This is a genomic window from Synechococcus sp. R6-7 (assembly GCF_047461695.1).
Taxonomy (GTDB): Bacteria; Cyanobacteriota; Cyanobacteriia; order Thermostichales; family Thermostichaceae; genus Thermostichus.
This window is the reverse complement of record NZ_JANSHS010000049.1, coordinates 1-12,043: the sequence shown is the minus strand read 5'-3', so window position 1 is coordinate 12,043 and position 12,043 is coordinate 1. Positions and strand designations below refer to the sequence as shown.

Sequence of the window (12,043 nt, the reverse complement as noted above, 5' to 3'; positions counted from 1 at the left end):
GGGGATCCCGTTTACATTCGCTTTGTCGGCTACCGCCGCGGTGACCACATCCTCTGCCCAGCCAAAGTCAGCCGTTCCCTGCCTGGAGGATTGAGCTGATGGCACCTGCCCCCAAAGCGACCCTAGCCATTGATTTTGGCACCAGCAACACGGTGGTGGCAGTTTGGGATCCCGCCCAAGCAGTGCCCCGTCTCCTCACTCTTCCCGGCCTCTCTCGCCCAGACCACTCGGCTATTCCCAGCTTGGTCTACGTGAAGGGAAAAGGCCAGCTCCTGGTGGGGGAAACCGTGCGCGCCGGTCGGTGGGGGGCAGTGGATCCGCAACGGCTGTTTCAGGGGTTTAAGCGGGACTTGGTGGCGGAGTTTGTCCCTCCGCCGCGAGTTCTAGATGGAGAGCGCTACGACGCCGAGAGGGTGGCCCAAGCTTTTTTGCAGACGGTGATGGAAGCTGTCCCGAAAGAACACCTGCAGCCGCAACAGCTGGTGTTCACCGCCCCTGTCGGCTCTTTTGAGCGCTACCTCAATTGGCTGCGGGGAGTGGCCAGTGCCTGTGGCTGGGATCCCGTTCAAATTGTCGATGAAGCCACGGCAGCAGCCCTAGGCTATGCGGTTGGCCAGCCGGGATCCCTAGTGCTGGTGGTGGATTTCGGCGGCGGTACCTTGGATCTCAGCTTGGTGCGCACCCTCGCTCCCCAAGCGGGTAGCCCTGTCCTCAAAGCGGAGGTGATCGCCAAGGCCGATGCCTATGTGGGCGGGGTGGACATCGACATTTGGATTGCCGACTACCTACTGCAGCAACTGGGGCTGAGCCGGCAGCGAATTGGGGCCCTGGGCTGGCTCAACCTCCTAGAGCAGGCAGAACAGCTCAAGATCGCCCTTTCCACTCAGATGGAAGCGGTGGGCAGTTGGTTTGACGACGAAGCCCTCACTGCCCATGAGTTGAAGTTAAGCCGGCAGGAGCTGGAGGAGATCCTGGAAACCCACCAGCTTTTGGATCAAATCCGCCAATGCTTGGACGACGTTCTTCTCACCGCCCAGGCGAGGGGATTGGGCAAGAACCAAATTGAGCAGGTGCTCTTGGTAGGAGGCAGCTCCCAACTGCCAGCAGTTCAAGAGCTGCTGCGCTCCTACTTCGGCAAAAAGAAAGTGCGCTGCGAACGCCCCTTCGATGCTGTGGCCCTGGGCGCCCTGCAGGTGGGCCGCCAGGTGAAGCTGGAGGATCGCCTGCACCACAGCTACGCCATCCGCCTCTGGGATCCCTTGCAAAAAGGTTACATCTACTACCCCCTCTTCGAGCAGGGCAGCCCTTACCCTTGTCGGCGGACGGAGCCTCTGATTTTGCAGGTGGCCAATGACGGACAAACGGAGATTCGCCTGGAGGTGGGCGAAGTGGCCCAGGTGGCCCAATCGGAGGTGGTTTACGACGAGCTGGGGCGGATGAGCAGCCGGCAGCTCACCCGGCAAACCGATTTCCGGTTCCTGGCCCCTCTCGGATCCCCAACCGTTCGCGCTACTTCGACGGAGTCATCACCAATTTGTCTGGCCCGTTTGCAGCCCCCTGGCCGCGTAGGGGAGGATCGCCTTCGCGTCGAATTTGCCATTGATAGCTCGCGGCGCTTGTTGGTCACCATCACCGACCTGCAAACTCAGGCGCTCTTGGCAGAGGCCCAGCCTGTAGCCACCTTGAGTTAAGAGACGAAAGTAGAGAGAAGAGAGCGTCTTCACTGCAACGGAAGACAAAGAAAGCAATGTAAAGGGCACGACATGGCCACGATTCCCAACTCTCATCTCCCCTTGTGAGAGAGGGGTCGGGGGCTTGAGGAGAGTAGAGAGCGGTTGCGCCGACGGCGTGGGGTCTCAGGGGAAGGATCTCAATCATTGATATTGTTGATATTGATTATTGATTGAGAATGGCTGCATATCCAGTGATCTCTGTAGCGACTTGATGAATAATCTGAGCGATCGGATATGAATCTGATTTGCGTTTAACTACACTTCTTCTCTTGAGCTACCTTGAGCTACCTTGGGAACAAATCTTGCTCTTGTCACCACCGCCCCATTTTGCCCGTCCTCCCCTCGACTTTATTCCGCCCGCCTATAGCGCCTGGGTGCTACGGCTCGTCCACGGGATCCTGCCCCTGCTCTTGCGGGTGAGGGTGCGGCGCTGGCTTCCTTCCGGCATTGCCAAAATCGAGGCCACAGGGGCGGAGATCTTGGCGCGGCTCTACCACCAGTTCCAGGAGGGTCAAATTCGCCTAGTCCTGGCTTTCCGACATGTGGAGGTGGATGACCCGCTGGTGGGCCTGTACGTTCTATCTCGCCTGGTGCCCGAAGCCGCCCGTCGACAAGGGATCCGCCTTCGAGAACCCCTTCACGCCCATTTTCTCTACGACCGGGGCATGCCCCTCTGGGGAGGGGAATGGCTGGGGTGGCTGTTGTCTCGCCTGGGCGGGATCCCTATACGCCGCGGTCGGAGGGTGGATCGGGTGGCGCTAAAGGCGGCCCGGCAACTGCTCCTGGATGGGCAATTTCCCTTTGCAATCGCCCCAGAAGGAGCCACCAACGGCCACAGCGAACGGATCAATCCCCTGGAACCGGGAATGGCTCAGCTGTGCTTTTGGTGCGCCGAGGACCTGGCCAAAGCTGGTCGCTCAGAGACCGTCATTTTGCTGCCCATTGGCATTCGGTACTACTACACGGATCCCTCCTGGACGAAGCTGGAGCGCCTGCTGGCGCGCCTTGAGCACCTGAGTGGGTTGACGCCTCCGAAGCCAGAGCCAAGATCCTCCAGGAGCCCCAACCTTCGCTACACCCAGCGGATCTGCCGCCTAGCCCAGCATCTCCTGGGACAACTGGAAGCTTTCTACGACCTACCTCCCTTCATCTCTGGGAGAGATGAAGAAGAACCACGGATAGAGCAGAGGCTAGCCCCTGGCCACTTTAACGCTCGCCTGGAGCGGCTGCTCCACAGAGCCCTGGAAACCGCAGAGACCTACTTTGGCCTATCTCCCCAGGGGGATTGGAACAGCCGCTGCCGCCGCATTGAAGAAGTCGCCTGGATCCAGATTTACCGAGAAGAATTGCGGCATCCTGGATCCCTGTCTCCCCTGCAGCGGGGGTTGCTCGACTGGAAAGCCCACCAGGCAACGCTCTACCTGCAGCACATGCGCTTGGTGGAAAGCTGTGTAGCCGTCCAGGAAGAGTATTTGCTGAGCAAACCCTCTTTTGAGCGGCTGGCAGAAACTGCCCTCATTCTATTTGATGTGCTGGCCCGCCTTCGAGGGGAATCCTACCCAGCCCGCCCTCGCCTAGGCTGGCGGGGGGTTCACGTGACCGTCGGGGATCCCATCTCCGTTAGCGAGCGGTTAGAGCGGTATTGCCGAGGCCGCCAGGAAGCCAAACAGGCGGTGACCGAGCTAACTCAGGATGTTTTTTCTTTCCAATTTCTAGGGATCCCCCAAAGGGGGAACCAGCTTAGGTGAGAAGCCTGGCACTACTGCCGAGAGACTGCTGAAAGATAAACCACCTTCCCATCATAGAACAGAGCTGAGCCTTGGTCGCCCCGCTGGGACTCTGCTCGGTACTCCCAGCAGCAATAGGAACTCACTGTGGTTTTCCACAACCAGGTGAGGTACTGCTCCGGCCTCGCTCACCTCGGTGATGGTTGCTTCCTGGGTTTGCAGATCTGGAAGGCGATAGGCAACTTCCTGCTCCCCCTAAGAAAAGAGAGGGAAAACCTGGAAACTGCCCTCTTGAATGGGATCCCCAATACGCAGGGTTGGAAAGTTAAGGCTGGCCATCGACTCCTCCTTCTCGTTGAAGTTGCAAGGGTGTTGCGGAAGCTGCCCTTCCCCTTGTTGGCTTGGGATCAGCTCGCCGGATCCTGCTCCAATCTAAAGTCCTTTGGAAATGCTCCCTTCCTAAAAAAAAGAGGTGAGGGGACAGCCTTCGCCTTTCGGGACTCTGGTAGCGCGGATGGAAATCATCCTGACCAAAAGAGAGGGATCCCTAAAAAAGGGATCCCTGCCTCAATATCTGGGGTTGATCTCTAGCCTGAAATAATTGAAATTAATCAGCACTAGTGAGTATCAAAGCACTCCGGGACTAGTCCCGCTCAATGTACAAAAAAAGCACTGCCATGCCCACTGCAGGAAGCAGCCAACCAACAATGGGGATAAAAATCCAAGGAAGATAAGCAGCAGCGTAAGAACCGGTCATGATTTTGCTCCTCTCAAGTGACTTGACAAACTTGACAACTAATTCACCAGCCCTCGAAAGATGGCGTCGATCCCGGCAAAGTTCTCCAGCAGGAAGTAGGCAGCAAACACTCCACCCATACCTCCCAAGAAAAATCCTGCCGTCAGATCCCCCCAACCACGAGCTGTAGCCAGAGGAGCGGCCCCCGGCGTCTCCGGCTTGTTTCCGAAGGTAACGCTGCCATAGGCCGACATACAGGCGGTTCCCAGCAGCACAATCGCCATCGCCGTGACCAGCCCGCCCAAGTTAGCTGCCTCAGGATAATCCCGCAGCGGCCCCAGCACAATTTCCGGCCCCACCAAGAAATATCCATGGGCCAGCCCAATTTCCAGCCCCCGCAATAGCGGCGACAGGCCAGGACGGTTGATGGGAAGATTGTTGATAAACAGACGGGTGACAGGAGAATCGCTGATGGGCGTCGAAAGATGCCCCTCGCAGGGATCGTCGTTAAAGGTGCGAATGTAATCCATGTCCGAATGTCCTGCCTGGAATTTTGCGATTCATTCTACGGGGCCTAAGTTACCCTCTCGGCAACCACCACCCGGATCGTTAAAAAAGTTCATGCTCGCTTAACACAGAGATAGCTCTTCTAAATAAGTTTGAGACATTCCCTCGCAGAACCTGTCCTCAGCAATTCGCGCTCTTGCCCATGATCCCTGACCTGCTAACGCGAACTTCACCCTCTCCAGGGGGAGAAGAGAGAAGTCCAGATTCACCGCCTGGTTGTAACCAGTGGTGAGGAATAGCGGCAGCTTTTTCGGACTGTGTATTGAGTATTAAGTTGAGTATTAAGGTCTGCAATGAAGTGGGATCCCTGCTGGGCAAGGGATCGATATTGCGCTGTGGTAGGTAGCCCCGAAAAAAGTGGTAGATACACTGGCCATGGGTCAACAAAGCCTAACTGAATTCGGCTAGGTCGTAAAAACCATGGGACCCTTTACCCCTACCTATTGGGGGCTACTACCAGACCGAAAACCTCAAACCTACAGACTAGAGCCTAGGCCCACATAGGAGCCATAGAAAAAGAGCCCAACTACCGTGATCACACCCAAACCGGCAACCACAGCCACTATCCACAAAGGGATCCTTGCTTGACTGGTCATAGCAACTGGTCTCCAAAAAAGACAGAACTAGCAGCAATTACATTCTCAGTAAACTTAGCAAAGGGGAGCAAGGGCTAGCCAAAAGCCAGCATTGTCCCCTGCGCTCTTTCCCAACTCCAAGAGCAGAGTGTGATCCTGGCCTCAGTTGAGAAAATAGCTGGAGAACAACAGCCCAACCACAAACACCAGCAGCAAACCCAAGTAAAGGGAAGTGCGGTTTAGCTCGACAGGTTGGGAGTTGGGATTCCTTTCGGGTTGATCAGCCATTGGGTTCACCGTTGAATAAACTGCATTGCAGCAATGGCTCCCAAGAAGAAAACAGTTGGGATCGCCAAGGTATGTACCGCCAGCCAACGGACGGTAAAAACAGGGTAAAAAACGGGTTCATCAGATTTACTGGCCATAGATATCACCCTACGCAAAAAGCTCAATCAACTTACAAATTGCAACAACGAATAGTCCACTTACCCACCGGCACTCCTAGCGAGTCAGCCTCTCCAGCTCCTCCAGAGCATTGAAGCGATCGCTGACGATCGGCAACTCCTGGCGTTCTGCCGTGAAATACTCATTGGGGCGCGGGGTGCCAAAAATATCATAGGCCAGGCCAGTGCTCACAAAAAGCCAGCCTGCCAAAAACAAAGCGGGAATGGTCAGGGCGTGAATAACCCAGTAGCGGACACTGGTAATGATATCGACAAAAGGTCGCTCTCCGGTGCTGCCAGCCATGAAACTCCTCCCTAGGGTAGGGGCAAAAGTGCTTTCTGAACTTTCTGAGTCTATAACACAATGATAAGGATTTGGATGCACAACTACAAGTTACGAGACCCTTGCTTAGGCCCTTTGCTGTCAAGCCGGATCCCGTCTTGCATAGGTAAAATCTCCTAAGGGATCCCTGCGGCGAACCTCCTCACCCGAGTTTTCAGAATCTCACTGCCAAAGGGCGCAATCCCAAGGGGCATCGAGGGCTTGAGGATGGGGCGGAAGTTTGAGATAAGCTGGCCCTGAGGGGATGTTGTTGGAACAGGAGTGACAGCTATGCGGTGCTCGTGGCCCCTAGCTCTGAGCTTGTGTTGGACGCTGGGCTGGTCGGGTGTCAGCTTGCCGGCTTGGTCCCAAGGGGTGGAGCAGCAAGCCTCGCTGGCCTGGACCGACCCCTACGTGGCGGCTCTGGAACGTCAGACAGATGTGGTGATCACCCAAGAACCCCTGTCAGCCACCCTGACCCGTCTGGAATTGGCCCAGTGGCTGACGGAGTTTTTCGGCTACATTCCCAATCCCAACCAGGTGCAGGAGATTCGCGACCTGGAGCCCAACACCCCCGACTATTGGACTGCCCAAGCCGTGCTGCAGGCGGGGGCCATGCGCCTATACGAGGGCAACGAGTTTCGCCCGCAAGGGGATATCACCCACCTGGAAGCCCTGGCCATTTTGGTGCGGGCTCTGCAATTGCCTGCTCCCACCCAGGCCGACATTGAGCGCTGGATGGCTCTGTACACCGATGCGGCTGATGTGCCGGAGGTAGGGCGGGCTTTTGTGGCCATGGCAGGCGAAGCGGGGCTGCTGGTGAATGTGCCGGATCCAGCTCGTCTTCAGCCCAATCGCGTGCTGAGGCGAGCAGAAGGGGCGGTGTTGTTGCATCAGGCCCTGGTGTATCGCGGTCAGCTTCCGCCCTTGCCACCCCCTGTGGCCCAGTTGCGTCCCTCCCCAGCCCGGGTGGCCGAGACTGTCCAACCCGAAATCTTCCAAACGCGGATCACTCCCGAGGGAGGAAGTGTTCCTGCAGGGGGAACCTTGACCATTGAAGCGCAGGCCACTCCCAACGGCAGGGCTACGGTTGATATCGGCGGCGTGGTTCAGGGTCTGCCGATGCAGGAGGTGCAGCCCGGCTACTACCGCGCAGTTTATAGCCTTGGTCCTCAGGATGCCGTCTTTGGCCCCGACATCAGTATTCAGTTGACCCTCAATGGCGTCAGTACCCGCGTTCAACGGCGGCTACCTCAACTGGCCTTGGGCAATGTTGCTCCTCCGCCAGTGGAATCAGTATTTCCGCCCCCAGCTCCTCTGCCGCAGCCAGCCCCTTTGACTGCAGCCGGCAATCGCTATCCGCGCATTGAGGCCATTCGCTTGGATCCCCAGCGCGACTTGGTGGAAGGGGACATTCTCACCATTGCCATTTGGGGGGAATCTGGAGGGATCGCCCAGTTTGATCTGGGGAATCTGGCCCTGAACCAGCCGATGCGGGAGGTACGACCCAACCACTACGAAGGCACCTACGTGGTAGCCCCCACCCACCAGGCCAACAATCCCACCTTGCGGATTGTGCTCACCAAGGACGGCCTCAGCCAAGAACATCGGGAGATTTTTCCTTTTTCCATCGATGGCTCCAGAGGAACCCGCTCCACCATTCAGCCGGTTTCCGCACCCGTCGCCACGGGACTGCCCCAGATTTTCAGTGTCACCACCAACAGCACCAATCTGCGCATGGGAGAAATTCTCAAAGTCACCATGCGAGGGGATCCGGGGGGGCGGGCTGCTTTTCGGATTGTTGGGGTAACGCCGGAAGTCGAAATGCGGGAGGTGGCGCCGGGCCTATACGAAACCCAGCAGCAGTTGCCCTTCAACATGCAGCCGGTCAACAACGGCATCATCGAGGTGATTTTGCAAAGAGGGGGCCAAAAGACCACCCAAACCAGCCCCTCGCCCATTACCATCGCCCCTTAGCTAGGATCCCCGAGAAGGCTAAACTGCTGCCTCAAAGGGATCGGCGCTGCGCTGGATCTGGGTAGAGAGCTTGGGGATTACCTGCAGGTTGAACTGTTGCTCGAAGACTTTTTTCTTCTCGTTTAAGCTCCACAACTCTAGGGCACAGTCGTCCTTGGGATGCCTGGGATCCAAAATCAACTCCATGCGGCGGGGGCCTTCTCCCAGGAGCTGAAAACGGCAGTGCAGGGCTTGAATGGCCTGCAGGCGGCGGCGATCCAAAGCACAGGCTATGCGCAGCAGGGGGCTCAGTTCCAGCACCACTTGGCGATCCCGCTCGTCGCTGAGGCGCTGGAAGTTCTCGTGCTTCTTCTTGGGGGGCGACTTGCGGTGGTAGCGGGCCAAGTTGGCGATCACCTCCACCTCTTCTTCGTTGAAGCCCAAGAGTTCTCCATGGCGGATCAGGTAGTAGGAGTGCTTGTGGTGGGCGGCATGGCTGATGAAGTGGCCGCAGTTGTGCAGCATGGCCGCCGCCCAGAGAAGAGCCCGCTCCCGGGATCCCCAGCCATGCAGGATGCCGCGGGTTTGATCGAAAAGGCTGAGGGCAAACTCGGCCACCCGCTCGGCATAGGGGATCTCCACCTGGTATTTTTCCGCCAACTTGAGGACGCTGCGCCGCCGCACCGAGCTGTGGTAGCGCAGCCGATCCTCAATCAAGCCTTGGCCGATCATCCAATCCACGATCAGCCCTTCCCGCAAAGCCCGTTCGCAAAATTGAACCCGCTCTACCCCCAGCAGGCTCATCACTTCCTCTAGGATCAGGGCGCCGGCCAGGATGATCTCCCCCCGTCTTTCCCCTAGGCCGGGCAGCTTTTGCCGTTCGGCCACCGTGAGGGAGCGCAGCTCTTTGATGTAGCCGCGCAGGGCTTCCAGGCTGAACTCATACCCCTGCAGGCGATGGGGGAGAGCGCCCAACCGACGGCGGGCATCCAACTGGGCCAGGCACTCGACGGTGCCAGAGGTGCCCACCAAAGGCAGGGATCCCTGTTGTTGTGAAGATGCGACGATCCGCTTCATCTGCTCGATGGGGGATTCCAGCATGCCGCGGATGTGCTGGCGCAGGGCTTGCAGTTCGCCAGAAGTGGGCGGATCGTGGTGCAAAAAAGCCTGGGTCAGACGCACTGCCCCTACCTTGACGCTGCGCAGAAACTCCGGCTCTTGGCCATTGCCCAAAATCAGCTCGGTGGAGCCGCCACCAATATCCACCACCGCGTGCATCCGGTTGTGGAACTCCATCGCCGAGAGCACTCCCAGATAAATGCGGCGGGCCTCTTCCTGCCCCGAGATTAACTCCACCCGCAGGCCCAGCTCCCGTTCAATCCGCTTCAAAAACTCCAGCCCATTGGGGGCCTCGCGCACAGCACTGGTAGCCACGGCAACAATATCCTGCACCTGAAAGCTCTCAGCAATGCGGCAAAACCGCTCCAGGGCCACTCGGGCCCGCTCCATGGCTGCAGGCGTGAGGGCGCCCGTCTGGCTGCAAAACTCCCCCAGCCGCACGGTGGCTTTTTCGCGGGAGATGATGGTGAAGCTGGGGATACGGGGATTGATGCGCACCACCACCATGTGGAGAGAGTTGCTGCCCACATCGATGGCGGCCAGAACGGGGGCAGCCCAAGATTCAGGACGAGAAGCCGGGCCGGTTTCGGAAACTGGGGGAGCAGAGGCGACAGGGCATTCCGTGAAGTTGGTGGGCGAAGAGATCATGGCTCGGGTGTGGGGGTCAACCCCTTTAGGATACTGTGTACTTTCCCCCCTTGTTCCGGGCCGAGTCGTGAGGTGAGGTTCGCAGTTGACTCGGCAAACAGGGGAATTGATTAGCTGGGGATCCCTGCCGTTCTCGCCCCAGCCTAAGATAGGGACACGGATATCCATTTCTTCACTGTTCTTTCTTTGTTGTCGAAGCAGGTTCCGATGTCTCAGCCAGCCGAATCACCTCAGAAGGCCAACAGCACCCTCAAACTGCTGCGCACTCACGAGTCTCCCAAACTGGAGCGCATCCGCCACACCACTTCCCATGTCCTGGCTATGGCGGTGCAAAAGCTGTTTCCCAAGGCCCAGGTGACCATCGGCCCCACAACCGACTACGGCTTCTACTACGATTTTGACCATCCCGAGCCCTTCACGCCGGAAGATCTGGATCGCATCAAAAAAGAGATGCAGGCAATCATCAAAAAGGGCCTGCCGGTGATCCGCGAGGAGGTGAGCCGTGAAGAGGCCAGGCGCCGCATCGAAGCCCTCGGAGAACCCTACAAGCTGGAGATCTTAGACAGCATTCCCGAAGGGGAGGTCATCAGCATTTACCACTTGGGGAATGAATGGTGGGATCTCTGTGCCGGTCCCCACGTGGAAAACACCCAAGAGCTCAACCCCAAAGCTTTCGATCTGCTCAGCGTGGCCGGCGCCTATTGGCGGGGGGACGAGACCAAGCCGCAGCTCCAACGCATCTACGGTACCGCCTGGGAAACTCCAGAGGAGCTGAAGGAATACAAGCGGCGGCTGGAGGAGGCCAAACGGCGGGATCACCGCAAGCTGGGCAAAGAACTGGGCCTATTTTTGTTTTCGGATGAGGTGGGGCCGGGGCTGCCTCTCTGGACACCCAAGGGCACCATTCTGCGCTCGGTGCTGGAGGATTTTCTCAAGCAGGAGCAGCTCAAGCGGGGCTACCTGCCGGTGGTTACCCCTCATATTGCCCGTGTGGACTTGTTCAAGATCTCCGGCCACTGGCAAAAGTATCGGGAAGATATGTTCCCCATGATGGCGGAGAATGAGCAGGATCGCGCAGCCGAACAGGGCTTTGTCATGAAGCCGATGAACTGTCCTTTTCACATCCAAATCTACAAATCCGAGCTGCGATCCTACCGCGATTTGCCCCTACGATATGCCGAATTCGGCACCGTCTATCGCTATGAGCAATCGGGGGAATTGGGAGGTCTGACGCGAGTGCGTGGCTTCACGGTGGACGATGCCCATTTGTTTGTTCGCCCCGATCAATTGGAGGAGGAGTTTCTCAAGGTTGTCGATCTCATTTTGGTGGTCTTCGACAAGCTCAAGCTCAAGGATTTTCGCGCCCGCCTCAGCTTCCGCGATCCCAAGTCTGACAAATATCTGGGATCCCCTGAGGACTGGGACAGGGCCGAGAATGCCATCCGTCGCGCTGTAGAGAAGCTCTCGATGCCCCATTTTGAAGGGATCGGCGAAGCAGCCTTCTATGGGCCAAAGCTGGATTTTATTTTCCGCGACGCCCTGGATCGGGAGTGGCAACTGGGCACGGTGCAGGTGGATTACCAAAACCCACAGCGCTTTGATCTGCAATACGTAGCTGAGGACGGATCCCGGCAACGCCCGGTGATGATCCACCGCGCTCCCTTTGGCTCGCTGGAACGACTCATCGGCATTCTCATCGAAGAATACGCTGGGGATTTTCCCTTCTGGCTGGCCCCGGAACAGGTGCGCATTTTGCCCGTTTCCGATCAGTATCTGGGCTACGCCACCCAGGTGCGGGATCAACTGCGAGAGCAGGGGATCCGCGTCCACATCGATGCCGACAGCGATCGTTTGCCGAAGAAAATCCTCAATGCCGAGAAGGCCCGGATCCCCTTCATGCTGATCGTGGGGGAACAGGAACAGGCGGCAGGAACGGTGAGCGTGCGCCAGCGCCATGGACAGGAGCTGGGATCCCTGACGGTGGCAGACTTCCTGGATCAGGTGCAGGCGCTCAACTAGCCGGTTGCGGCAATGGAGGGCAGTGGAGTTTTCAGAACTTGAGGATCCCAGATGCCGGGGAGCTCAAGAAAGGGCCTGAATGTCCCTTTCTAAAGAAAAGCCAGCCGACGGCCGTGTTGACGGCCCGCCGCTATTCTGGCGGCAATGCCCAGAAGATCGTTGTGGGGCGGGAGCATGACTCTAGTCAATAATAAGCTC

General features: G+C 57.9%; 11 protein-coding genes. 4 read left to right on the top strand and 7 right to left on the bottom strand.

Translation table 11 applies throughout. The annotated features are described in order from the left end of the window. Window positions 1-98 precede the first annotated feature (98 nt). The gene (locus NW815_RS02065) at window positions 99-1,691 is read left to right on the top strand and encodes an Hsp70 family protein (protein ID WP_414387998.1); all 1,593 of its coding nucleotides are present in this window, start codon (window positions 99-101) and stop codon (window positions 1,689-1,691) included. A gap of 344 nt (window positions 1,692-2,035) precedes the next feature. Beyond that, window positions 2,036-3,481 carry a 1-acyl-sn-glycerol-3-phosphate acyltransferase gene (locus tag NW815_RS02060; RefSeq protein WP_414387996.1) on the top strand — a complete coding sequence of 482 codons (1,446 nt, stop codon included), beginning with the start codon at window positions 2,036-2,038 and terminating at the stop codon, window positions 3,479-3,481. A gap of 622 nt (window positions 3,482-4,103) precedes the next feature. Here NW815_RS02060 and NW815_RS02055 read toward each other — a convergent pair. The 6 genes from NW815_RS02055 to psbE form a co-directional block, all read right to left on the bottom strand. Continuing rightward, a complete protein-coding gene (locus NW815_RS02055) occupies window positions 4,104-4,217 on the bottom strand; it encodes a photosystem I reaction center subunit VIII (protein ID WP_011433114.1) in 114 nt (37 codons plus the stop codon). A gap of 38 nt (window positions 4,218-4,255) precedes the next feature. Next, window positions 4,256-4,726 carry a photosystem I reaction center protein subunit XI gene (locus tag NW815_RS02050; RefSeq protein ID WP_011433113.1) on the bottom strand — a complete coding sequence of 157 codons (471 nt, stop codon included), beginning with the start codon at window positions 4,724-4,726 and terminating at the stop codon, window positions 4,256-4,258. 513 nt (window positions 4,727-5,239) lie between these two features. Next, complete coding sequence (locus tag NW815_RS02045; protein WP_011433112.1) at window positions 5,240-5,359, bottom strand: photosystem II reaction center protein J; 120 nt, start codon at window positions 5,357-5,359, stop codon at window positions 5,240-5,242. Between the two features lie 141 nt (window positions 5,360-5,500). Continuing rightward, window positions 5,501-5,626 carry a photosystem II reaction center protein L gene (locus tag NW815_RS02040; protein ID WP_011433111.1) on the bottom strand — a complete coding sequence of 42 codons (126 nt, stop codon included), beginning with the start codon at window positions 5,624-5,626 and terminating at the stop codon, window positions 5,501-5,503. 5 nt (window positions 5,627-5,631) lie between these two features. Next, window positions 5,632-5,763 carry a cytochrome b559 subunit beta gene (gene psbF, locus NW815_RS02035; protein WP_414356645.1) on the bottom strand — a complete coding sequence of 44 codons (132 nt, stop codon included), beginning with the start codon at window positions 5,761-5,763 and terminating at the stop codon, window positions 5,632-5,634. A gap of 76 nt (window positions 5,764-5,839) precedes the next feature. Then, entirely contained in the window at window positions 5,840-6,085 is a 246-nt protein-coding gene (gene psbE / locus NW815_RS02030) for a cytochrome b559 subunit alpha (protein WP_011433109.1), read from the bottom strand. Between the two features lie 309 nt (window positions 6,086-6,394). Here psbE and NW815_RS02025 point away from each other — a divergent pair, with 309 nt between their 5' ends. Further along, window positions 6,395-8,080 (top strand): S-layer homology domain-containing protein, encoded by a 1,686-nt coding sequence (locus NW815_RS02025; RefSeq protein ID WP_414351043.1) that lies wholly within the window; start codon window positions 6,395-6,397, stop codon window positions 8,078-8,080. 18 nt (window positions 8,081-8,098) lie between these two features. On the opposite strand, the gene NW815_RS02020 is transcribed toward NW815_RS02025, so the two are convergent. Further along, window positions 8,099-9,826 (bottom strand): HD domain-containing protein, encoded by a 1,728-nt coding sequence (locus NW815_RS02020; protein ID WP_414387878.1) that lies wholly within the window; start codon window positions 9,824-9,826, stop codon window positions 8,099-8,101. A gap of 207 nt (window positions 9,827-10,033) precedes the next feature. Between NW815_RS02020 and thrS the strand changes: the two genes are divergently transcribed. Continuing rightward, complete coding sequence (gene thrS / locus NW815_RS02015; protein ID WP_414415659.1) at window positions 10,034-11,845, top strand: threonine--tRNA ligase; 1,812 nt, start codon at window positions 10,034-10,036, stop codon at window positions 11,843-11,845. Window positions 11,846-12,043: the final 198 nt, after the last annotated feature.

Bases quoted from the DNA above. Each gene is read 5' to 3' on its own strand.
- NW815_RS02065 (WP_414387998.1), top strand. From the start codon at position 99: ATGGCACCTGCCCCCAAAGCGACCCTAGCCATTGATTTTGGCACCAGC.
- NW815_RS02055 (WP_011433114.1), bottom strand. From the start codon at position 4,217: ATGACCGGTTCTTACGCTGCTGCTTATCTTCCTTGGATTTTTATCCCC.
- NW815_RS02050 (WP_011433113.1), bottom strand. From the start codon at position 4,726: ATGGATTACATTCGCACCTTTAACGACGATCCCTGCGAGGGGCATCTT.
- NW815_RS02045 (WP_011433112.1), bottom strand. From the start codon at position 5,359: ATGACCAGTCAAGCAAGGATCCCTTTGTGGATAGTGGCTGTGGTTGCC.
- NW815_RS02040 (WP_011433111.1), bottom strand. From the start codon at position 5,626: ATGGCTGATCAACCCGAAAGGAATCCCAACTCCCAACCTGTCGAGCTA.
- psbF (WP_414356645.1), bottom strand. From the start codon at position 5,763: ATGGCCAGTAAATCTGATGAACCCGTTTTTTACCCTGTTTTTACCGTC.
- psbE (WP_011433109.1), bottom strand. From the start codon at position 6,085: ATGGCTGGCAGCACCGGAGAGCGACCTTTTGTCGATATCATTACCAGT.
- NW815_RS02025 (WP_414351043.1), top strand. From the start codon at position 6,395: ATGCGGTGCTCGTGGCCCCTAGCTCTGAGCTTGTGTTGGACGCTGGGC.
- NW815_RS02020 (WP_414387878.1), bottom strand. From the start codon at position 9,826: ATGATCTCTTCGCCCACCAACTTCACGGAATGCCCTGTCGCCTCTGCT.
- thrS (WP_414415659.1), top strand. From the start codon at position 10,034: ATGTCTCAGCCAGCCGAATCACCTCAGAAGGCCAACAGCACCCTCAAA.